Here is a 22656-nt window from a genome sequence, read left to right as displayed (position 1 = left end):
CGGTGTGGAGCCTAGACACCTCCACCACACCGGAGGTCTTCGTCATGATCAAGACCTGATCCGAGTTAACAACGCTCGTGGTCAATACACCTAGGTCCCAGGTCCCGTATTTGTTGCGGAGGGATGAAATCCGCGACACCCCGCGTTGGTGCCTTCCGTCGGATCAGGTCGAACGGGAGGCACCGGGTGGCGGACGCACAGGAGACGGAACGCGGGCAGCGGGGCGGCTGGGCGCGCAGACTGAGCGGTTACGCCTGGCGCTACCGGCGCAACGTGCTGCTGGCCCTCGGCTCCTCGCTGGCCGGCATGGCCGTCATGGCCCTCGTCCCGCTGATCACCAAGGTGATCATCGACGACGTGGTCGTCGGCCACACCCGCTCCCTCGCCGTCTGGACCGGCCTGCTGCTCGTGGCGGCCGTCCTCGTCTACGCCTCCACCTACATCCGCCGCTACTACGGCGGCCGGCTCGCCCTCGACGTCCAGCACGACCTGCGGACCGGCATGTACGGGACGATCACCCGGCTCGACGGCAAGCGCCAGGACGAGCTGTCCACCGGGCAGGTCGTCGGACGCGCCACCAGCGACCTCCAGCTCATCCAGAGCCTGCTCTTCATGCTCCCGATGACCATCGGCAACGTGCTGCTGTTCCTGATCTCCCTGGTGATCATGGCCTGGCTGTCGCCGCTGCTGACCCTCGTCGCCGTCGCCGTCGCCCCCGCCCTCTGGTACATCGCCCGCCGCTCCCGCGCCCGCCTCTTCCCCGCCACCTGGTACGCCCAGTCGCAGGCGGCCGCCGTCGCCGGCGTCGTGGACGGGGCCGTCTCCGGCGTCCGCGTCGTCAAGGGCTTCGGACAGGAGGAGCAGGAGACCGGCAAGCTGCGCGAGGTCGGCCGCAGGCTCTTCGCCGGCCGGCTGCGCACCATCCGGCTGAACTCCCGCTACACCCCCGCCCTCCAGGCCGTGCCCGCCCTCGGCCAGGTCGCGATGCTGGCCCTCGGCGGCTGGCTGGCCACCCGGGGCGAGATCACCCTCGGCACGTTCGTCGCGTTCTCCACGTACCTCGCGCAGCTCGTCGGCCCGGTCCGGATGCTCGCCATGGTCCTCACCGTCGGCCAGCAGGCCCGCGCCGGCGTGGAACGCGTCCTCGAACTCATCGATACCGAGCCCTCCCTCAAGGACGGCACCAAGGAACTCCCCGCCGACGCCCCGGCGAGCGTCGAATTCGAGGACGTGCGGTTCGGGTACGACGAGACCCGCCGCCCCGTCCTCGACGGCTTCTCGCTCACCATCGAGCCCGGCGAGACCGTCGCCGTCGTCGGCGCGTCCGGCAGCGGCAAGTCCACCGTCTCGCTGCTGCTGCCGCGCTTCTACGACGTGACGCACGGCGCGGTCCTCGTCGGCGGCCACGACGTGCGGGAGCTCACCCTCGACTCGCTGCGCGCCGCGATCGGCCTCGTCCCCGAGGACAGCTTCCTGTTCTCCGACACCGTCCGCGCCAACATCGCGTACGGCCTGCCCGGCGCCACCGACGAGCAGATCGAACAGGCCGCCCGCTCCGCCCAGGCCCACCGCTTCATCGCCGAGCTGCCGCACGGCTACGACACCAAGGTCGGCGAGCACGGGCTCACCCTCTCCGGCGGCCAGCGCCAGCGCATCGCCCTGGCCCGCGCCATCCTCACCGACCCCCGCCTGCTGCTCCTGGACGACGCCACCTCCGCCGTCGACGCCCGCGTCGAGCACGAGATCCACGAGGCCCTGCGCCAGGTGATGGCCGGCCGTACGACGCTGCTCATCGCCCACCGCCGCTCCACCCTGAACCTCGCGGACCGCATCGCCGTCCTCGACGACGGCCGCCTCGCCGACCTCGGCACCCACGAGGAGCTGGAGCGCCGCTGCGCCCTCTACCGGCGCCTGCTCACCGACCCCGACGAGCTGGGCAGCCCCTCACCCGGCCACCGCCCGGCCGCCGCCCCCGAGGACCCGCAGGGGGACCGCGCGCTCCAGGAGGAGATCGACGCCGCGTTCGACGCCGAGCGCGGCATCACGCCCGCGCTGTGGGTGCGACGGGAGCAGGACCGGTCGGCCGACACGGCGGGCACCCCCGCCACGCCCGAACTGCTCGCCCAGGTGGACGCCCTGCCCCCGGCGAACGACACCCCGGACGTGGACGAGACCCGCGCGGTGCGCCCCGAGGGCTCCTACGGGCTGCGCAGGCTGCTGCGCGGCTTCGGGCTGCCGCTGCTCGTCAGCCTCGGCCTGGTCGCCGCGGACGCCGGGGCCGGGCTGCTGCTCCCGGTGCTGATCCGCAACGGCATCGACGACGGCGTCACCCAGCTCGCGCTGGGCGCGGTCTGGACGGCGTCCGCCTTCGCCCTGGTCGTCGTCCTCGTGCAGTGGGCGGCCCAGATCGGCGAGACCCGGATGACCGGACGCACCGGTGAGCGGGTGCTGTACGCGCTGCGGCTGAAGATCTTCGCCCAGCTCCAGCGGCTGGGGCTCGACTACTACGAGCGCGAGCTGACCGGCCGCATCATGACCCGGATGACGACGGACGTGGACGCGCTGTCCACGTTCCTCCAGACCGGCCTGGTCACCGCCTTCGTCTCCGTCGTCACCTTCCTCGGCATCATGGTCGCGCTGCTGGTCCTCGACGTGGAACTGGCCCTCGTCGTCTTCGCGACCCTGCCGGTGCTCGTCGTCGGGACCGTCTTCTTCCGCCGCAAGAGCGTCAAGGCGTACGAGCTGGCCCGTGAGCGGATCAGCGTCGTCAACGCGGACCTCCAGGAGTCCGTCGCCGGCCTCCGCATCGTGCAGGCGTTCCGTCGCGAGCGGGACGGGGCCGACGCGTTCGCCGCGCGCAGCGACGAGTACCGCGAGGCGCGGGTGCGCGGCCAGTGGCTGATCTCCGTCTACTTCCCGTTCGTCCAGCTGCTGTCGTCGGTGGCCGCGGCTGCCGTGCTGATCGTCGGTGCCCACCGGGTGGACGACGCCACGCTCACCGCGGGCGCGCTGGTCGCCTACCTGCTCTACATCGACCTGTTCTTCGCGCCCGTCCAGCAGCTCTCCCAGGTCTTCGACGGTTACCAGCAGGCCGCCGTCTCCCTCGGCCGCATCCAGGAACTCCTGCGCGAGCCCGCCTCCACCACCGACCGCGACGATCCGCGGCACGTCCGCGAACTGCGCGGCGAGATCGCGTTCGAGGACGTGTCCTTCGCCTATGGGGACGAGGAGGCGGCCCTCCGAGGCGTCGACCTGCGCATCCCGGCCGGGCAGACCGTCGCCTTCGTCGGGGAGACCGGGGCCGGTAAGTCGACCCTGGTCAAGCTGGTCGCCCGCTACTACGACCCGACGGACGGCAGGATCACGGTGGACGGCGCCGATCTGCGCGGCCTCGGGCTCACCGGATACCGGCGCCGGCTCGGAGTCGTACCGCAGGAGGCGTACCTCTTCTCCGGGACCGTGCGCGACGCCATCGCCTACGGGCGGCCGGACGCCACCGACGCGGAGGTGGAGGCGGCGGCCAGGGCGGTCGGCGCGCACGACATGATCGCCACGCTGGACGGCGGCTACCTCCACGAGGTCGCCGAGCGGGGCCGCAACCTCTCGGCCGGACAGCGCCAGCTGATCGCGCTCGCCCGCGCCGAGCTGGTCGACCCGGACATCCTGCTCCTGGACGAGGCGACCGCCTCGCTCGACCTGGCCAGCGAGGCGCAGGTGAACCAGGCGACCGACCGGCTCGCGGGCCGCCGCACCACGCTCGTCGTCGCCCACCGCCTGACCACCGCCGCCCGTGCGGACCGGGTCGTGGTGATGGACCACGGCCGGGTCGTGGAGGACGGCACCCACGACGAACTCCTGGCCCTCGACGGGCACTACGCGGTGCTGTGGCGCACGTTCATAGGGGAGGACGAGCCCGCGGGCGTGTGAGCCGGGGCTACGCGTCGTCGCGGATCGCCGAGATCTTCCCGGTCGCGAGGTCCGAGCGCACCGTCAGGTAGGTGTACGTGGGGTCCTCGGGCGAACCCCAGGTGAGGCGGACCGTGGACCAGGTGTGGCCGGCGCCGCTGTGGCCCGCGGTGACCAGGTGGTCCACCGGGACGTCCTGGGCGAGGAGCACGCCGTCCGCGTGGTTGGCCGCCTCCCACTCGGCGAGGCGGTCGCGCAGGCCCGGGGAGAGGTAGAAGCCGCGCAGCGCGGTGGCGAGGTCCCCGCCGTCCTCGGCGGCCACCGCGTCGAGGTAGGCGCTGTAGAAGTCGTCCACCAGCCGGGACTCCTGGGTCGCGGTCTCGTCGGTGACCGTCGCCCCGGCCGATGCCTCGCGCGGGGCGTCCGGGGCGGCGGCGGACGCGGCGGCGGGCACGGCGACGGCGGCGGCGAGGAGCGCGGAGGCGAGCAGCGTACGACCGGCGGTGCGCCGGGCGGAGCGGGTTCGGGGCATGACGGTTCCTGCCTTTCGTGGTGGTCTGTCCTGTCCGGCTCCATGGTGGGGCGCCCCGGCTCCCGCAGCTGCCGGGCCCGCCGGATGCAACCTCCGGATGGCCTCCCGCGTCGTACGCAGGTACAGGCATATGCGCCCAGGTGTGGGACAGGGGTGTGGATGTTCGATGAAGCGATGGGGCTGATGTGACCAGAGGGACCGAAGGACACGCCTGGGGCGCGCGGCGCGGACTCCGCCGCCATGCGGTGGTCCTCGCCCTGGCCACCGCTCTCGCACTGGTGGTCGGCGGGGCGGTCGCGGGGAGCGCGAACGCCGCATCGGTCTGCGCGGGCCGCCCGAAGAAGACGGTGAAGTTCGCGACGGGCGAGCTCCGCGTCTACAAGTCCCGGGCCTACGCGTGCGTCACCGCCGTCGCGGCCAGACCCGGCAAGCGCCGCTCCATGTCCGTGACCATCCAGCCGCGCGGCGGCCTCCCCGTCACGGACAGCGGCCGCTTCACGCAGCTGGCGGGCCCGGTGACCGTGCACGCCCTGAACCGGTGTGTCCGGGTCTCCGGCACCGTCGACGGCAAGGGCGCCCGCACCGGCTGGATCCTGTGCTGACCGGGTGACACCTCCCGGGCATCGGCAAGGAGGTCTGGTGGTACGCGTGTTGCCCCGCTAGGTTCACCGCGTCAGCTGTGGACCACGAGGCGTCCGGCGGGACTCCGGGGACGCCTCAGGGGAGGACGCGTCATGCGCAAGGCGTTCAGAGGAATCCTGTCGCTCGCGGTGCTGATCGGCACGGTGAGTGCGACGGGTGCCTCGGCCGGGGCGGCCACCGCCGCCGTACCGGCCCCGCTCGGTACCGTCGTGAGCGACAGCGGAACGAGTACGGACATCAAGGACCGCATCCTGGCCATCCCAGGCATGAGTCTCATCGAGGAGAAGCCCTACGCCGGCTACCGCTACTTCGTCCTCAATTACACCCAGCCGGTCGACCACCGCCACCCGTCCAAGGGAACGTTCCAGCAGCGGATCACGCTGCTGCACAAGGACACCTCGCGCCCCACGGTCTTCTACACCGGCGGCTACAACGTCTCCACCAACCCGAGCCGCTCCGAGCCCACCCGGATCATCGACGGCAACCAGGTGTCGCTGGAGTACCGCTACTTCACCCCGTCCCGCCCCTCGCCCGCCGACTGGTCCAAGCTCGACATCTGGCAGGCGGCGAGCGACCAGCACCGGGTCTTCACCGCGCTCAAGCGGATCTACTCCAAGAACTGGCTGACCACCGGCGGTTCCAAGGGCGGCATGACCGCCACGTACTTCGAGCGCTACTACCCGAAGGACATGGACGGGGTCGTCGCCTACGTCGCCCCCAACGACGTGGTGAACAACGAGGACTCGGCGTACGACCGGTTCTTCGCGAAGGTCGGTACCAAGGAGTGCCGGGACAAGCTGAGCGGCGTCCAGCGCGAGGCCCTCATCCGCCGTGGGCCGCTGGAGGCGGAGTACGCGCGGTACGCGGCCGACAACGGCTACACCTTCGACACCGTCGGCTCGCTGGACAAGGCGTACGAGGCCGTCGTCATGGACTATGTCTGGGCGTTCTGGCAGTACAGCCTGCTCGCCGACTGCGACGCCCTCCCGGCCGACGCGAAGAAGGCCACCGACCAGGAGATCTGGGACTCGGTCGACGCGATCTCCGGCTTCTCCGCCTACGCCGACCAGGGCCTGGCCAACTACACGCCGTACTACTACCAGGCGGGCACCCAGCTCGGTTCGCCCGACATCGAGCAGCCCTGGCTCGGCGGGCTGAGCCGCTACGGCTACCAGCCGCCGCGCAACTTCGTGCCGCGCTCCATCCCGATGAGGTTCCAGCCCGGGGTGATGCGGGACGTCGACAGCTGGGTGAAGCACCACGCCACGCACATGCTGTACGTCTACGGCGAGAACGACCCGTGGGGCGCGGAGCGCTTCCGGCTCGGGGCGGGCGCCCGTGACAGCTATGTGTTCACCCAGCCCGGCGGGAACCACGGCTCCAACGTCGCGGGCCTCGTGCCCTCGGAGAACGCGACGGCCACGGCCGCGATCCTGCGCTGGGCGGGCGTCGCCCCGGCCGCCGTCCAGCAGGACGAGTCCAAGGCGAAGCCGCTCGCGAAGTTCGACGCACGGCTCGACAACAAGGACCGCCCGACGGACCACCGCCTCGGCGTCCGGCGCCCGTAGGGCGTGACCCCGCCCCCGGCCGCCGCGTCAGCACGGCGGCCGGGGGCGGGCCCGTACTAGTACTTCAGCCCGTACCCCACCGGGTACAGCACCTTCGACGGGTCGTCCGCCCGCTGCACCGGGACCGGGAGGCGGCCCTCCGGCCGGGCCCGGCCCGCGATCACCCGGGCCGCCGCGCGCAGTTCGACGTCGGTCCAGGAGTACGCGGCCAGGTGCGCCTTGTGCCCCGTCCCCGCCAACTGCGCGATGTCGTACGGATTGCGGATGGCGAGCGTGATCACCGGAACGCCCGTCGCGGCCAGGGCACTGACCAGGGTGCGCTGCGAGCTGGTCGCCGAGACGTTGTACGTCCCCACGACCACCGCGTCCTTGCCCCGCGCCGCCGCGACCGCCGCGTCGATGGCCGCCTGGGTGGGCGCGGTCCCGGTGGACAGCGCGGTCGCGGCGAAGCCCAGCTCGTCGAAGGCCTCGGCCAGTGTCTTCGTCGGCGGCCCCGTGGTGCCCGAGGGCGAGGCCGGGTCGGCGCCCACCACCAGCAGGTTCCGGTGCGAGCGGCGGGACAGCGGCAGCAGCCGGCCCTCGTTGGCCAGCAGGGTCGTCGTGTGCTCGGCGATCCGGTCGGCCTCGGCCAGGTGCGCCCGGGTGCCGACCGTACGGTCCACTCCCCGCCCGGAGACGAACGGCTGGTCGAAGAGCCCCAGCTTCGTCTTGAGGCGCAGGATGCGCAGGATCGATTCGTCGAGCCGGGCCTCGCTGACCTCACCGCTCTTGACGGCCGCCAGCAGCGCGTTCCACGAGACGTCCAGGCTCGGTGGGTTCAGCAGCTGGTCCACACCCGCCTGGAGCGCGAGCACCGGCACCCGGTCGTCCCCGTACTTCGTGCGCACGCCCTCCATGCCGAGCGAGTCGGTGACCACGACCCCGTCGTAGCCCAGCTCCTCGCGCAGGATGCCGGTCAGGATCGGCTTCGACAGGGTCGCCGGGTCCTCCGCCGGGTCGAGCGCGGGCACCACGATGTGCGCGGTCATGATCGAGTCGATGCCCGCCGCGATGGCCGCCCGGAACGGGGGCGCGTCCAGCTCCGCCCACTGCTCCCGGGTGTGACCGATGACCGGCAGCCCCGTGTGGCTGTCGGTGCTGGTGTCGCCGTGGCCCGGGAAGTGCTTGGCCGTGGAGGCGATCCCGGCGCTCTGATACCCCTTCACCTGGGCGGCCACCATGTCCGCCACGGACTGCGGGTCCGAGCCGAAGGAGCGGACGCCGATGACCGGGTTGGCCGGGTTCACGTTGACGTCGGCGTCCGGCGCGTAGTTCTGGTTGATGCCGATCGCCGCCAGCTCGGCGCCCGCGATCTGCCCGGCCCTGCGGGCGTCGGAGTGCGAACCGCCCGCGCCCAGCGCCATCGCGCCCGGCATCAGGGTGGCCGGTTCGCCGACGCGGCAGACGATGCCGTGCTCCTGGTCGGTGGAGATCAGCAGCGGCAGGCGGGACGGGCCCGCGAGGCCCGCGCGCTGGATGCCGTTGGAGAGCTCGGCGATCTGGTGCGGGTCACGGGTGTTGTGCGCCCAGGCGAAGTAGATGATCCCGCCGACGTGGTACTTGGCGATCATCTCGGCGGCCGTGCGCACCCCGATCTCGGCGAGATTGGAGTCGACGTCGGCCTGGTCCGGGTCGGTGGCGGAGTGCCCGTAGACCCGCATGACGAAGAGCTGGCCGACCTTCTCCTCCAGGCTCATCCGGGAGATGAGCCGCTTCAGCCGCCGGGTCGTGGCGGCGGAGTCGTGGCTGCTGTGCGCGGAGCCCTGGGAAGCGAGGGCCCCCGGGGCGGTCGCCATGCCCGCGGCCGCCGCGACGGCGGTGGCGGCTGTGGCGGTGAGGAGGGTGCGTCTGGAGGTGCGGTGGTGCACGTGAGCTCCTTCGGCCGTTCTCGGTGACGAGGGGGTGAAAGAAACTTCCAAGGAGCACGGATATCCAGAAAATAACTTCCGGTCAAGGGTGCGGGCCGTTTTGAGCGCGTCTCGGGTGGGCCTGTCTACCGCAGCCCCACCCGCGCCCCGTGCGCCTGGAGCGCCGCGACCGCCGCCGTGATCGCGGGCCGCCGGGCCGCCCCCGTACGCCACAGCGCGTACAGCCGCCGTACCGGCACCGGGTCCATCCGCACCGCCACCACGCCCTCCGGCAGCGGCCCGCGCCCGAGCCGGGGGATCATCGCGACCCCGAGACCGGCGGCGAGCAGGGCGAGCTGGGTGTGGTTCTCCTCCGCCCGGTGCCGGATGTCCGGCTCGTACCCGGCCGCGCGCAGCGTCCGTACGAGCCAGTCGTGGCAGACCGTCCCCGGCGGCTGGCAGATCCACCGCTCCCGCGCCAACTCCTCGCGCCGCACCCCGTCCCGCCCCGCCAGCCGGTGCCCCGCGGGGACCAGCAGGTCGCACAGGTCGTCCCCGATCACCGCCTGCTCCACGCCCTCCGGGGCGGGCAGCGGGGCGATGTCCCAGTCGTGCGCGACGGCCAGATCGATCACGCCCTTCGCGACCAGGTCCACCGACAGATGCGGGTCCACCTCGGTCATCCGGACGTCGAGCCCGGGGTGCTCCCGGTCCAGATCCGCCAGCACGCCCGGCAGCAGCCCGCGCGCCGCCGAGGCGAACGCGCCCATCGAAAGACGTCCCGTCGGCAGCCCCCGGCGCTCCTCCAGCGAGGTCTCCGCGCGCTCCACGATCGCCAGCAACTGCTGGGCCGTGGACGCCAGATGGACGGCCTCCTCGGTCAGCGCCACGCCCCGGCCACGCCGTTCGAGCAGGGTCGTGCGGGTCTCCCGCTCCAGCTTGCTGATCTGCTGCGAGACCGCCGACGGGGTGTAGCCGAGGGCCGCCGCCGCACCCGCGACGGACCCGTGGACGGAGACCGCGTGCAGCGCGCGCAGCCGGGCGAGATCGAGCATCCGAAGCCTCCGGAGCGGGCGTGATTCATTAGCGATGCTCAATTCCATCATGAAGAAACGCGCGCTGGTGCTACATGGTCGGGCCGGGCGATCCTCGGTCCATGCGTCCCCTTCACATCGCCCTGGCCGCCCTGGTGGCAGCCGTCTGGGGTGTCAACTTCGTCGTCATCGAGCTGGGACTCGACCACTTCCCGCCGCTGCTCTTCTCCGCCCTGCGCTTCCTGGTCGCGGCGCTGCCCGCCGTATTCTTCGTCGGGCGTCCGAAGGTCGCCTGGAAGTGGATCGTGGGCGTCGGGCTGACCCTCGGGGTCGCCAAGTTCGGGCTGCTCTTCATCGGCATGGACCGGGGGATGGGCGCCGGGCTCTCCTCGCTCGTGCTCCAGGTCCAGGCCGTGTTCACCGCGCTCTTCGCGGCCCTCGCGCTGGGCGAACGGCCCGGCCGCACCAAGCTCCTGGGCATGGCGGTGGCGCTCGCCGGGATCGGGGTCGCGGCGGTGGACGAGGGTGCGAGCGGGCCCGTGCTCGCCTTCGTCCTGGTCATCGCTGCGGCGGCCTGCTGGGGCGTGTCCAACGTGCTGACCCGCAAGGCCGCGCCGCCCGACCCGCTCAACTTCATGGTGTGGGTCTCAACCGTGCCCGTCCTGCCGCTGCTCGGGCTCTCCCTGCTCTTCGAGGGCGGGCACCGCGACCGCGCGGCGCTGGCCGGGCTCGACTGGAGCGGGGCCGGGGCCCTCGTCTTCGTCGCCTGGATCGCCACGGTCTTCGGCTTCGGCGCGTGGGGCCTCCTGCTCAGCCGCTACCCGGCGTCCTCCGTGGCCCCCTTCACCCTGCTGGTGCCCGTCTTCGGGATGTCCTCGGCCGCGCTGGTGCTGGACGAGTCGGTGAGCCCGCTGCGGTGGTGCGCGGCGGCGCTCCTCGTCGGCGGGGTCGCGCTCACCTCGCTGACCGGGACGCGCCGCGCGGCCACCCCGGAACCGGCTCCCGAGCCCGCCCCCGCCTGAGACCGCTTACTGCTTGGGCGCGCCCAGTCGCAGCAGGTGCTCGCGCCCCGCGCCCAGCAGCCCCGGCAGCTCCGCCGCCTCCGGGTACCAGCGCTTCTCGTACTCCCAGCAGACCCAGCCGTCCGGGTCCAGCGTGTCCAGGCACGCCCGCAGCGGCAGCACCCCCGCGCCCAGCGCCAACGGGGTCGTGTCCTCGGCCGACGCGATGTCCTTCACCTGTACGTAGCCGAGGTGCGGGGCCAGCACGGCGTGGCTGGCCACCGGCTCCTCGCCCGCCCGCCAGGTGTGCATGACGTCCCACAGCGCACCGATGCTCTTGTGCCCCACCGTGCCGGCCACCCGGGCCACATCGGCCCCCGCCCGGTGCGAGTCATGGGTCTCCAGCAGGAGGCGTACGTCCAGGTCGGCGGCGTACGGAGCGGCCGCCCCGAGCCTGCGCGCGGCGGCCGCGTCGGCCTCCTCCGGGTCCTGGTCGCCGCCCCCGGGGAACACCCGGACATACGGCGCGCCCAGGTCCCGGGCAAGCTCGGTCAGCGCGGCCAGCTCGTCCAGGACCGGCTGGTCGTAGCCCTCGGCGGCGACCTTCGCGTACCCCGCGACGCCCAGGATCTCGACCCCGCCGCGCTCGAACTCCGCGCGCACGGCGCACCGTTCGGCCTGCCCGAGGCCCAGGTGCACCGGCTCCTCGGGGTGGGCGCGCAGCTCGACCCCCTGGTAGCCGTTCCCGGCGGCCAGCCGGACGACCTCGGGGATGGGCAGCCCGGGTACCCCGAGGGTGGAGAAAGCGAGCTTCACGTGCGTGTTCCTTCCGTCGTTCCGTGCCGCCCGCACTCCACGAGCGGCGGGCGCCCTGACGCGTACCCCGGCCCGGGGCGCTCACCCCCGGGGCGGCGCCGTCGAACCGCGCACCATCAGCTCGGCCGGGATCAGCGCGATGCCGCCCGGCGGCGGGTCCTCCTTGCCCAGGGCCAGCCGGCCCGCCCGCGCCCCCGCCTCGAAGAGCGGCAGCCGCACGGTCGTCAGGGCCGGGACCACGTCCACGGAGAACGGCAGGTCGTCGAAGCCGGCCACGGAGATGTCCTCCGGGATGCGCAGCCCCCGGTCGCGGACCGCCGCCGCCGCACCGAGCGCGACGGTGTCGTTCGCGGCGACGACGGCGGTGATCTCCGGTTCGCGGCGCAGGAGTTCGACCGTCGCGTCGTAGCCGGAGCCCCGGTCGTACGAGCCGTGCACGGTCAGCCGGTCCTCGTCCCCGGCCGCCCCCGCCGCGCGCATCGCCTCCCGGTGACCGGCCAGCCGGTGGCGGGTGGTGGTCCGCTCCAGCGGGCCCGCGACATAGCCGATCCGGCGGTGGCCCAGGGACAGCAGGTGGGCGGTGAGGCGCCGGGCGCCGCCCTCGTTGTCGAAGGCCAGCGCGGCCACCACGGACGCCCCGTCCGGCAGCGGGGGCCGGCCGCAGAGCACGACCCGGGTCCCCGCCTCCGCGAGCTTGGCGAGCTTCGCGGCCATCGCCACCTGGTGCTCCGGATCCTCCACCGCGCCCCCGGTGAGGACCACGGCGGCGGCGCGCTGGCGCTGGAGCAGGGTGAGGTAGGTCAGCTCGCGGGCGGGGGAGCCGCCGGTGTTGCAGACGACCGCCAGTTTCTCGCCGCCCGCCCGCCCGGACCCGTCGCCGGGCCCGCCGATCTCGGTCTGCGCGGCGCCCGCCATGATCCCGAAGAACGGGTCCGCGATGTCGTTGACGAGGACGCCGACCAGATCGGACGTGGCCGCCGCCAGGGCGCTGGCCTGCCCGTTCAGCACATAGTCCAGGTCGTCCACCGCGCGCAGCACCCGTTCCCGGGTGGACGCCGCCACCGGGTAATTGCCGTTCAGCACACGGGAGACGGTGGCCGGGGACACCCGGGCGCGGGCCGCCACGTCCGCCAGGGTGACTGTCATCGCTTTCCTCCGTGGCCGGTGACCGATTGACGGGCCCCCTCTTGTCCGGGCCGCTGTCGGCAGGCTAGCGTCATCCCGCATAGAAAGCGCTTGCTACGGCTGTACGGAGGGAACTTTCGTGACACGCAGGACAGTGCGCATCGCCATGAACGGCGTGACGGGACGCATGGGATACCGGCAGCACCTGGTGCGCTCGATCCTCGCGATCCGCGAGCAGGGCGGCCTCGACCTCGGCGACGGCGACGTGCTGTGGCCGGAACCGGTCCTGGTGGGCCGCCGCGCCCACGCCCTGGAGGAGCTGGCCGCACGCCACGGCCTGACCGAGTGGTCGACCGACCTGGACGCCGTCCTCGCGGACGACACCGTTGACATCTACTTCGACGCCCAGGTGACCCAGGCCCGGGTGGAGGCGATCAAGAAGGCCGTCGCCGCCGGCAAGCACATCTACACCGAGAAGCCCACCGCCACGGACGTCGAGGGCGCGCTCGACCTGGCCCGGCTGGCCCAGGAGGCCGGCATCAAGCACGGCGTCGTCCAGGACAAGATCTTCCTGCCGGGCCTGCTGAAGCTGAAGCGCCTCATCGACGGCGGCTTCTTCGGCGAGATCCTCTCCGTGCGCGGCGAGTTCGGCTACTGGGTCTTCGAGGGCGACTGGCAGGAGGCGCAGCGCCCGTCCTGGAACTACCGTGCGGAGGACGGCGGCGGCATCGTCGTCGACATGTTCCCGCACTGGGAGTACGTGCTCCACGAGCTGTTCGGCCGGGTCACCACGGTCCAGGCGCACGTCCAGACCCACATCCCGGAGCGCCGGGACGAGCGCGGCGAGCCGTACGCGGCCACCGCCGACGACGCCGCCTACGGCATCTTCCAGCTGGAGGGCGGCGCGGTCGCCCAGATCAACTCCTCCTGGGCGGTCCGGGTCAACCGCGACGAGCTGGTCGAGTTCCAGGTGGATGGCACCCACGGCTCCGCCGTCGCGGGCCTGCGCAACTGCCGCGTCCAGCACCGCTCGGCCACCCCGAAGCCGGTCTGGAATCCGGACCTGCCGGTCACCGAGTCCTTCCGCGACCAGTGGCAGGAGGTCCCGGACAACGCGGTCTTCGACAACGGCTTCAAGGCCCAGTGGGAGCTGTTCCTGCGCCACATCGTGCTGGACGAGCCCTACGCCTGGGACCTGATGGCGGGCGCTCGTGGCGTGCAGCTCGCGGAGCTGGGCCTGAAGTCCCACGCGGAGGGCCGCCGCCTGGACGTCCCGGAGCTGTCGCTGTGACCGGCCGTCTGCGCCTCGGACCACTGGAGCCGGCGCCGTGACCGGCCGTCTCCCTTACGGATCACCGGAGTCGTCACCGTGACCATCCATCTTCCGCAGGGCCCGTACGAACCCCGGGCCACCCCGCTCGACCTCGCCCCCACGGGGGCGCCGCTCGCCTCCCGCACGGTCTTCTCCGCCGCGCACGTCGTGGCCGACCCGTACGCCGACGTCTCCCCGGACTCCCCGGCCGCCGTCGACTGGGACGCCACGCTCGCCTTCCGCCGCCACCTCTGGTCGCACGGGCTGGGCGTGGCCGAGGCCATGGACACCGCGCAGCGCGGCATGGGCCTGGACTGGGCGGGCGCCGAGGAGCTGATCCGCCGCTCGGCCGCCGAGGCCAAGGCGGTCGGCGGCCGCATCGCCTGCGGCGTCGGCACGGACCAGCTGCCGCCCGGCCCGGCGACGCTCGCCGAGGTGCGGGCGGCGTACGAGGAACAGCTCGCCGTGGCCGAGGAGAGCGGGGCGCAGGCGATCCTGATGGCGTCCCGCGCGCTCGCCGCCGCCGCGCAAGACCCCCAGGACTACCTGGACACGTACGCCCATCTGCTGCGCCAGGCCACCGAACCGGTCGTCCTGCACTGGCTGGGCCCGATGTTCGACCCGGCGCTGGAGGGCTACTGGGGCTCCACCGACCTGGACCTGGCCACCGACACCTTCCTCCAGGTCATCGCGGAGCACCCGGACAAGGTCGACGGCATCAAGATGTCGCTGCTCGACGCGGACCGCGAGATCGACGTGCGCCGCCGGCTGCCGAGCGGGGTCCGCTGCTACACCGGGGACGACTTCAACTACCCGGAGCTGATCGCGGGCGACGACCGGGGCTTCAGCCACGCGCTGCTCGGCATCTTCGACCCGCTGGGCCCGCTGGCCGCGCACGCGGTACGGGTGCTGGACACCGGTGACACGAAGGGCTTCCGTGAACTGCTCGACCCCACGGTCGAGTTGTCCCGGCATCTCTTCCGGGCGCCGACCCGCTTCTACAAGACCGGCGTCGTCCTCCTGGCCTGGCTCGCGGGCCACCAGGACCACTTCACGATGGTGGGCGGCCTCCAGTCGGCCCGCTCGCTGCCGCACCTGGCGAAGGCGTACCGGCTCGCGGACGGACTGGGCCTGTTCCCGGACCCGGAGCTGGCGGAGTCCCGGATGCGCGCGTTCCTCACGGTCAACGGAGGCAATCGATGAGCGACGGCCGTCTCTCCGTCAATCAGGAGACCGTCAAGCAGTGGTCGCTGCCGGAGCTGGCCGAGGGCTGCGCGAAGGCGGGCATCGACAAGGTGGGCCTCTGGCGGGCCCCGGTGCAGTCGTACGGTGTCGAGGCGACGGCCCGCCTCGTCGCCGACCACGGTCTGACCGTCACCAGCCTGTGCCGGGGCGGCTTCCTCACCGCCCTGGACCCGGGCGAGCGCGCCCGCGCCCTGGACGACAACCGCGCCGCGCTGGACGAGGCGGCGGGCGTGGGCACGGACACCCTGGTCCTCGTCTCGGGCGGCCTCCCGGAGGGCAGCAAGGACCTGTACGGCGCCCGCGAACGCATCGCGGACGCCCTCGCGGAGCTGGCGCCGTACGCCGTCGAACGCGGGGTGCGCCTGGCCATCGAGCCCCTGCACCCCATGTTCGCCTCGGACCGCTGCGTGGTCTCGACGCTCTCCCAGGCCCTGGACCTCGCCGAGCGCTTCCCGGCCGAGCAGGTGGGCGTCGTCGTGGACACGTACCACCTGTGGTGGGACGACCGGGCGCCCGCCCAGATCGCCCGGGCCGGCGCTGCGGGCCGCATCCACTCCTTCCAGCTCGCGGACTGGATCACCCCGCTCCCGGCGGGCGTCCTCCTCGGCCGGGGCCAACTCGGCGACGGCAGTGTCGACTTCCGCTTCTTCCGCGAGGCGGTGGAGGCGACGGGCTTCGACGGCCCGGTCGAGGTGGAGATCTTCAACGAGGCGCTGTGGGCGAGGGACGGCGCGGAGGTCCTGGCGGAGGTGGCGTCCCGCTACGCGGAACACGCCTGCTGAACGCGGACGGCCCGGGGCCCGCCTGTGCGGTGCGGGTCCCGGGGCGTGAGCACCGACCGGCCGAGCGGTCCCGCTGTCGCACCCACCCGGTACCGTCGCGCCATGGCCACCACCACGCCCCACACCCCCTCCCTGGCCGTCCTCGAAGGCGTCCTGGAGAGGATCACGTACGCCAACGAGGAGAACGGGTACACCGTCGCGCGCGTCGACACCGGGCGGGGGAGCAACGATCTGCTCACCGTCGTCGGGGCGTTGCTCGGGGCGCAGCCCGGGGAGTCCTTGCGGATGGAAGGGCGCTGGGGGTCCCATGCGCAGTACGGCAAGCAGTTCCACGTGGAGAACTACCGGACCGTCCTCCCCGCCACCATCCAGGGCATCCGGCGCTACCTCGGTTCCGGGCTGATCAAGGGCATCGGACCCGTGATGGCCGACCGGATCACCACCCACTTCGGCGTGGACACGCTGGACGTCATCGAGCGGGAGCCCGAGCGGCTCATCGAGGTCCCGGGGCTGGGGCCGAAGCGGACGAAGATGATCGCCGCCGCGTGGGAGGAGCAGAAGGCCATCAAGGAGGTCATGGTCTTCCTCCAGGGCGTCGGCGTCTCGACGTCCATCGCGGTACGGATCTACAAGAAGTACGAGGACGCCTCGATCTCCGTCGTGAAGAACGAGCCCTACCGGCTGGCCGCCGACGTCTGGGGCATCGGCTTCCTGACCGCCGACAGGATCGCCCAGGCCGTGGGCATCCCGCACGACAGCCCGGAGCGCGTGAAGGCGGGGCTGCAGTACGCGCTGTCGCAGTCCACCGACCAGGGCCACTGCTTCCTGCCCGAGGAGCGGCTGATCGCGGACGCGGTGAAGCTGCTCCAGGTGGACACCGGGCTCGTCATCGAGTGCCTGGCCGAGCTGGCCGGGGAACCGGAGGGCGTCGTACGGGAGAAGGTGCCGTCGCCCGAGGGCGGCGAGCCGGTCACGGCGGTGTATCTGGTGCCGTTCCACCGGGCGGAGATCTCGCTCGCCGCCCAGGTGCGGCGGCTGCTGCGGACCCCCGAGGACCGGCTCCCGGCCTTCGCGGACGTGGACTGGGACAAGGCCCTGAAGTGGCTCGCGGGCCGGACGGGCGCCAAGCTCGCGCCGGAGCAGGAGGCCGCCGTGCGGCTCGCGCTGACCCGGAAGGTCGCCGTGCTGACCGGCGGACCCGGCTGCGGCAAGTCGTTCACGGTCCGGTCCATCGTGGAGCTGGCCCGGGCCAAGAAGGCGAAAGTGGTGCTGGCCGCGCCGACCGGCCGGGCCGCCAAGCGGCTGTCCGAGCTGACCGGCGCCGAGGCGTCCACCGTGCACCGGCTGCTGGAACTCAAACCGGGCGGCGACGCGGCGTACGACAAGGACCGTCCGCTCGACGCCGATCTGGTCGTCGTGGACGAGGCGTCGATGCTCGACCTGCTGCTCGCCAACAAGCTCGTGAAGGCGGTGGCACCCGGTGCCCACCTGCTGCTCGTCGGCGATGTGGACCAGCTGCCGTCGGTGGGGGCGGGGGAGGTGCTGCGGGACCTCCTCGCCGAGGGCGGCCCGGTGCCCGCGGTCCGGCTGACCACGATTTTCCGCCAGGCCCAGCAGTCGGGCGTCGTCACCAACGCGCACCGCATCAATTCCGGCGTACCGCCCCTCACCCAGGGACTCAACGACTTCTTCCTCTTCGTGGAGGACGAGACGGAGGACGCCGGGGTGCTCGCGGTGGACGTCGCCTCCCGCCGGATTCCGGCCAAGTTCGGGCTCAACGCGCGCCGGGACGTCCAGGTGCTCGCCCCCATGCACCGGGGCCCGGCCGGGGCCGGGCACCTCAACGGTCTGCTCCAGCAGGCGATCACCCCGGGCCGGCCGGACGTGCCCGAGAAGCGGTTCGGCGGCCGGGTCTTCCGGGTGGGGGACAAGGTCACCCAGATCCGTAACAACTACGACAAGGGGGAGAACGGCGTCTTCAACGGCACGGTGGGCGTCGTCACCGGCCTCGACCTGGACGAACAGCGGCTGACGGTCCTCACCGACGAGGACGAGGAGATCGGCTACGACTTCGACGAGCTGGACGAGCTGGCCCACGCGTACGCCATGACGATCCACCGTTCCCAGGGCAGCGAGTACCCGGCCGTCGTCATCCCCGTAACGAAGAGTGCCTGGATGATGCTCCAGCGCAACCTGCTCTACACCGCCGTGACCAGGGCCAAGAAGCTCGTCGTGCTGGTCGGCTCGCGACAGGCGATCGGCCAGGCGGTCCGCACGGTTTCCGCAGGCAGACGCTGTACGGCGCTGGATCACCGGCTGCGCGGAGGCGGCGACGGAGGATCGTCGTAAAAATGATCGATCAAATCGGTGGGAAACATCACGGAGGTCTTCCGGAACCGCAGTCAAGGGGGCAGGATGGCTAAGTTCGCGGCACTCAGTGCCGCGAGTAGGTCCAATGGACGACCCCGAGTGCACTCTCCTGAGCCAAATGGGGGAGGGTGGAGACAGTCAGGGAACCTCGAAGAAGAGGCACTACGTCGGTGAGGGATGACGTGAGCGAGCACACCAACAACGCTGTGGTACTGCGGTACGGCGATGGCGAGTACACCTACCCGGTGATCGACAGCACCGTGGGCGACAAGGGCTTCGACATCGGGAAGCTCCGGGCGAACACCGGCCTGGTGACGCTGGACAGCGGATACGGCAACACCGCTGCCTACAAATCGGCCATCACCTACCTCGACGGCGAGCAGGGCATCCTGCGCTACCGCGGCTACCCGATCGAGCAGCTCGCGGAGCGTTCGACCTTCCTTGAGGTCGCGTACACGCTGATCAACGGTGAGCTCCCCAAGGTCGACGAGCTGTCGACCTTCAAGAACGAGATCACCCAGCACACGCTGCTGCACGAGGACGTCAAGCGGTTCTTCGACGGCTTCCCGCGCGACGCCCACCCGATGGCCATGCTGTCCTCGGTCGTCAGCGCGCTGTCCACGTTCTACCAGGACAGCCACAACCCGTTCGACGAGGAGCAGCGCCACCTCTCGACGATCCGGCTGCTCGCCAAGCTCCCGACCATCGCCGCGTACGCGTACAAGAAGTCGATCGGCCACCCGTTCGTCTACCCGCGCAACGACCTGGGCTACGTCGAGAACTTCCTGCGCATGACCTTCTCGGTCCCGGCCCAGGAGTACGAGCTGGACCCGGTCGTCGTCTCGGCGCTCGACAAGCTGCTCATCCTGCACGCGGACCACGAGCAGAACTGCTCGACCTCCACCGTGCGCCTGGTCGGCTCCTCGCAGGCGAACATGTTCGCCTCGATCTCCGCCGGCATCTCGGCGCTCTGGGGCCCCCTGCACGGCGGCGCCAACCAGTCCGTCCTGGAGATGCTGGAAGGCATCCAGGCCAACGGCGGCGACGTCGACTCCTTCATCCGCAAGGTGAAGAACAAGGAGGACGGCGTCCGCCTGATGGGCTTCGGCCACCGGGTGTACAAGTCCTTCGACCCGCGTGCCAAGATCATCAAGGCCGCCGCGCACGACGTGCTGTCCGCCCTCGGCAAGTCCGACGAGCTGCTGGACATCGCGCTCAAGCTGGAGGAGCACGCGCTCAACGACGAGTACTTCGTCTCGCGCAACCTCTACCCGAACGTGGACTTCTACACGGGCCTCATCTACCGCGCGATGGGCTTCCCGACCGAGATGTTCACCGTGCTCTTCGCGCTCGGCCGGCTCCCCGGCTGGATCGCCCAGTGGCACGAGATGATCAAGGAGCCCGGCTCCCGCATCGGCCGCCCGCGCCAGATCTACACCGGTGAGGTCCTGCGCGACTTCGTCCCGGTCGAGGGCCGCTGAACGCCCCCGCACGCATCACCCGGCCCTGACTGACGCCGGACCCGCGCCCCCGCCTGCCGCGCCCTCGCCCCGAGCGACGCGGCGGTCGGGGGCGCGTGGCGTGCCCGGGGGGCGCGTGGCGGGGGCGCGTGGCTTCCGGGGGAGCGCGTGGGGCGTACGCGGGGCGCGTGCGCCGGTCCGGGAGCGCTCCCGCAAAGAGAGAAGCGCCTCGCCATCGATCCCCCCACGGGCCGACAGCGAGGCGCTTCCCATGTCCCGGAGCGGATTCCCCCCACGGGATCCGGCCGGGCGTTCAGTGGGAGCCGTAGCTCCTGGGCTGTGCCTCGGTACTGCTTGTCCTGCTCCTGCGCTGTGGTCTGCCGGGGTACGTACCGACGGGAGGGCCGCTCAAAGCTCCCCGGTGTACGTGCCCCGGCCCACTCTTGCCCGGAGCATCCCCCAAGATGCTCCGTCGGACGTCCCCCAAGACATCCTTGGCATCGCACTCTAAGACTTACGAACCCATCGAATGGTTACCCTGAAACCGATGTGATCTGAATCTCATTGTGGAAATTACGTGAAGGACCGCAGGCGCAGGCTGTTCGTCACGACGAAGACCGATGAGAAGGCCATCGCCGCTCCGGCAATCATAGGGTTGAGCAGCCCAAATGCCGCAAGGGGTAGGGCGGCCACGTTGTAACCGAATGCCCAGAAGAGGTTGCCCCTGATGGTGGTGAGGGTGCGTCGGGAGAGGCGGATGGCGTCTGCTGTCACCTTGAGATCTCCACGAACCAGGGTCAGGTCGCTCGCCTCGATCGCCGCGTCCGTGCCGGTGCCCATGGCCAGACCGAGGTCGGCGGTGGCCAGCGCGGCCGCGTCGTTGACCCCGTCGCCGACCATGGCGACGACCCGCCCCTGCTCCTGGAGACCCCGGATGACGTGCGCCTTCTCCTCCGGCAGCACCTCGGCGCGGACCTCGTCGATCCCGGCCTCGCGGGCCACGGACTCGGCCACGGCGCGGTTGTCACCGGTCAGCAGGAGGGGCGTGAGGCCGAGTTCCCGGAGGGCGGCGACGGCCTCCGCGCTGGTGTCCTTGATCGCGTCGGCGGCTTCCAGGATCGCGCGCGCCTCCCCGTCCCAGCCGACCGCGACGGCCGTACGCCCTTGGGCCGCGGCGTCCGTGACGGCGGCGGCCAGGATGTCCGGGAGGGCGATTCCGGCCTCGGTGAGCAGCCGGGGGCGCCCGACGAGGACGGTGTGGCCCTCGACGGTGCCCCGGACGCCGAGCCCGGGGATGTTGGTGAAGTACTCGGGGGCGGGAAGCGCGGCGCCGGTGCGTTCCGCGGCACCGGTCGCCACCGCCTGGGCGATGGGGTGTTCGGAGGCGTGTTCCAGGGCTCCGGCGAGGCGCAGGGCGTCCGACTCGGTGGTTCCGGGGGCCGTGTGGACGGTCTGGAGGGTCATGCGGCCCGTGGTGACCGTGCCCGTCTTGTCGAGGACGATCGTGTCGACCCGGCGGGTGGATTCCAGGACTTCGGGGCCCTTGATGAGGATGCCGAGCTGGGCGCCGCGCCCGGTGCCGACCATGAGGGCGGTGGGGGTGGCGAGGCCGAGGGCGCAGGGGCAGGCGATGATCAGGACCGCCACCGCCGCCGTGAACGCGGCCGTCGCGTCGTCGGTGGTCAGCAGCCAGACGATGAGCGTGGCGAGCGCCATGAGCAGGACGACCGGGACGAACACCGCCGAGATCCGGTCCGCGAGGCGCTGCACCTCGGCCTTGCCGTTCTGGGCGTCCTCGACGAGCTTCGCCATCCGGGCGAGCTGCGTGTCCGCGCCGACGCGGGCCGCCTCCACGACGAGGCGGCCGGAGACGTTGAGCGTCGCGCCGGTCACCGTGTCGCCGGCGCCCACGTCCACGGGGACGGACTCGCCGGTGAGCATGGACGCGTCCACGGCCGAGGTGCCCTCGACCACGGTGCCGTCCGTGGCGATCTTCTCGCCGGGGCGGACCGTGAAGCGGTCGCCCACGACGAGCCGGCCGACGGGCACCCGGATCTCGGTGCCGTCGCGCAGGACGGTCACGTCCTTGGCGCCGAGGTGCATCAGGGCGCGCAGCGCGGACCCGGCCCGCCGCTTGGACTTCGCTTCGAGATAGCGGCCCAGCAGGATGAAGGTGACGACGCCCGCCGCGACCTCCAGGTAGAGGGCGGACGAGGCATCGGCCCGGGAGGCCGTCAGGTCGAAGCCGTGCCGCATGCCGGGCATCCCCGCGTCCCCGAGGAACAGCGCCCACAACGACCAGCCGAAGGCGGCGAGCGTTCCGACGGAGACCAGGGTGTCCATGGTCGCCGCGCCGTGCCTCAGATTGGTCCAGGTGGCCCGGTGGAAGGGCAGCCCGCCCCAGACCACGACGGGCGCGGCGAGGGTGAGCGAGAGCCACTGCCAGTAATCGAACTGGAGGGCGGGGATCATCGCCAGGGCGGCCACAGGGGCGGCGAGCACGGCGGAGACGACGAGCCGCTGCCGGAGGGCGGTGAGGGCGGGGTCGGGGGTGTCTTCGGGGCCGTCTTCGGGATGCGGCGGGGCGTCCGCCTCCGGCCGGGGCGCGGGCCCGGGGGCCTGCGGGGCGTCCTCGGCGGCGGCGGCGGGCTCCGGGGCCCGTTCGGCGGCCCCGGTCAGCGGCTTCGCCGTGTAGCCGGTCCTCTCCACCGTGGCGACAAGATCGTTCACGGAGACGGCGGCGCCGTCATAGCTGACGCGGGCCTTCTCCGTGGCGTAGTTCACGGTGGCCGTGACGCCGTCCATCCGGTTGAGCTTCTTCTCGACGCGGGCCGCGCACGAGGCGCAGGTCATGCCGCCGATCGTGAACTCGGCCCGGGAGAGCTCCGCCGCCGGGGCACCGGCCTCCGTCGCACTGTGGGTGTCCGATGCGCTGTGCATGTCCGAGCTCCTGGAACGCCGACCGGGCCGTACCCCA

At 72.1% G+C, this 22656-nt stretch carries 15 protein-coding genes; 9 read left to right on the top strand and 6 right to left on the bottom strand.

The features are described 5' to 3' along the window. Positions 1 to 186: 186 nt before the first annotated feature. The gene (locus ACFZAT_RS18615; protein WP_391265292.1) at positions 187 to 3927 is read left to right on the top strand and encodes an ABC transporter transmembrane domain-containing protein; all 3741 of its coding nucleotides are present in this window, start codon (positions 187 to 189) and stop codon (positions 3925 to 3927) included. A 7-nt stretch (positions 3928 to 3934) separates the two neighbouring features. Here ACFZAT_RS18615 and ACFZAT_RS18610 read toward each other — a convergent pair whose 3' ends face one another. Continuing rightward, positions 3935 to 4438, bottom strand: coding sequence for a hypothetical protein (locus tag ACFZAT_RS18610; protein ID WP_391265291.1), 504 nt, complete (start codon positions 4436 to 4438; stop codon positions 3935 to 3937). A 185-nt stretch (positions 4439 to 4623) separates the two neighbouring features. Between ACFZAT_RS18610 and ACFZAT_RS18605 the strand changes: the two genes are divergently transcribed. Both ACFZAT_RS18605 and ACFZAT_RS18600 read left to right on the top strand, forming a co-directional pair. After that, complete coding sequence (locus ACFZAT_RS18605) at positions 4624 to 5040, top strand: hypothetical protein (protein ID WP_391265290.1); 417 nt, start codon at positions 4624 to 4626, stop codon at positions 5038 to 5040. Positions 5041 to 5172: 132 nt separating this feature from the next. Next, positions 5173 to 6648: a S28 family serine protease gene (locus ACFZAT_RS18600; RefSeq protein ID WP_391265289.1), complete on the top strand. Its 1476-nt coding sequence runs from the start codon at positions 5173 to 5175 to the stop codon at positions 6646 to 6648. A 56-nt stretch (positions 6649 to 6704) separates the two neighbouring features. Here ACFZAT_RS18600 and ACFZAT_RS18595 read toward each other — a convergent pair whose 3' ends face one another. Next, positions 6705 to 8555: a glycoside hydrolase family 3 N-terminal domain-containing protein gene (locus ACFZAT_RS18595; RefSeq protein WP_391265288.1), complete on the bottom strand. Its 1851-nt coding sequence runs from the start codon at positions 8553 to 8555 to the stop codon at positions 6705 to 6707. Positions 8556 to 8680: 125 nt separating this feature from the next. Next, positions 8681 to 9589 (bottom strand): LysR substrate-binding domain-containing protein, encoded by a 909-nt coding sequence (locus tag ACFZAT_RS18590; RefSeq protein WP_391265287.1) that lies wholly within the window; start codon positions 9587 to 9589, stop codon positions 8681 to 8683. A gap of 101 nt (positions 9590 to 9690) precedes the next feature. On the opposite strand from ACFZAT_RS18590, the gene ACFZAT_RS18585 reads away from it, so the two are divergent. Next, on the top strand, positions 9691 to 10590 hold the full coding sequence (locus tag ACFZAT_RS18585) for an EamA family transporter (RefSeq protein WP_391265286.1): 900 nt from the start codon (positions 9691 to 9693) through the stop codon (positions 10588 to 10590). Between the two features lie 6 nt (positions 10591 to 10596). On the opposite strand, the gene ACFZAT_RS18580 is transcribed toward ACFZAT_RS18585, so the two are convergent. Both ACFZAT_RS18580 and ACFZAT_RS18575 read right to left on the bottom strand, forming a co-directional pair. Then, a complete protein-coding gene (locus tag ACFZAT_RS18580; RefSeq protein WP_391265285.1) occupies positions 10597 to 11385 on the bottom strand; it encodes a TIM barrel protein in 789 nt (262 codons plus the stop codon). Between the two features lie 81 nt (positions 11386 to 11466). Then, entirely contained in the window at positions 11467 to 12531 is a 1065-nt protein-coding gene (locus ACFZAT_RS18575) for a substrate-binding domain-containing protein (protein WP_391265284.1), read from the bottom strand. A 118-nt stretch (positions 12532 to 12649) separates the two neighbouring features. Here ACFZAT_RS18575 and ACFZAT_RS18570 point away from each other — a divergent pair, with 118 nt between their 5' ends. From ACFZAT_RS18570 to ACFZAT_RS18550, 5 genes are all read left to right on the top strand, one after another. Beyond that, positions 12650 to 13801 (top strand): Gfo/Idh/MocA family oxidoreductase, encoded by a 1152-nt coding sequence (locus ACFZAT_RS18570; protein ID WP_391265283.1) that lies wholly within the window; start codon positions 12650 to 12652, stop codon positions 13799 to 13801. Between the two features lie 78 nt (positions 13802 to 13879). Further along, complete coding sequence (locus ACFZAT_RS18565; RefSeq protein WP_391265282.1) at positions 13880 to 15025, top strand: DUF993 family protein; 1146 nt, start codon at positions 13880 to 13882, stop codon at positions 15023 to 15025. Beyond that, a complete protein-coding gene (locus ACFZAT_RS18560) occupies positions 15022 to 15849 on the top strand; it encodes a TIM barrel protein (RefSeq protein ID WP_391265281.1) in 828 nt (275 codons plus the stop codon). Before ACFZAT_RS18565 ends, ACFZAT_RS18560 begins: the two co-directional genes overlap by 4 nt. A gap of 102 nt (positions 15850 to 15951) precedes the next feature. Beyond that, the gene (locus ACFZAT_RS18555; protein WP_391265280.1) at positions 15952 to 18198 is read left to right on the top strand and encodes an ATP-dependent RecD-like DNA helicase; all 2247 of its coding nucleotides are present in this window, start codon (positions 15952 to 15954) and stop codon (positions 18196 to 18198) included. A 203-nt stretch (positions 18199 to 18401) separates the two neighbouring features. Then, positions 18402 to 19700, top strand: a complete 1299-nt coding sequence (locus tag ACFZAT_RS18550; protein ID WP_018105990.1) for a citrate synthase — start codon at positions 18402 to 18404, stop codon at positions 19698 to 19700. Between the two features lie 552 nt (positions 19701 to 20252). Here ACFZAT_RS18550 and ACFZAT_RS18545 read toward each other — a convergent pair. Next, positions 20253 to 22619, bottom strand: a complete 2367-nt coding sequence (locus ACFZAT_RS18545; RefSeq protein ID WP_391265279.1) for a heavy metal translocating P-type ATPase — start codon at positions 22617 to 22619, stop codon at positions 20253 to 20255. Positions 22620 to 22656: the final 37 nt, after the last annotated feature.

It is taken from the genome of Streptomyces sp. NPDC008163 (assembly GCF_042956885.1).
Classification (GTDB): domain Bacteria; phylum Actinomycetota; class Actinomycetes; order Streptomycetales; family Streptomycetaceae; genus Streptomyces; species Streptomyces drozdowiczii_A.
This window is presented reverse-complemented; position numbering and strand designations above follow the sequence as displayed.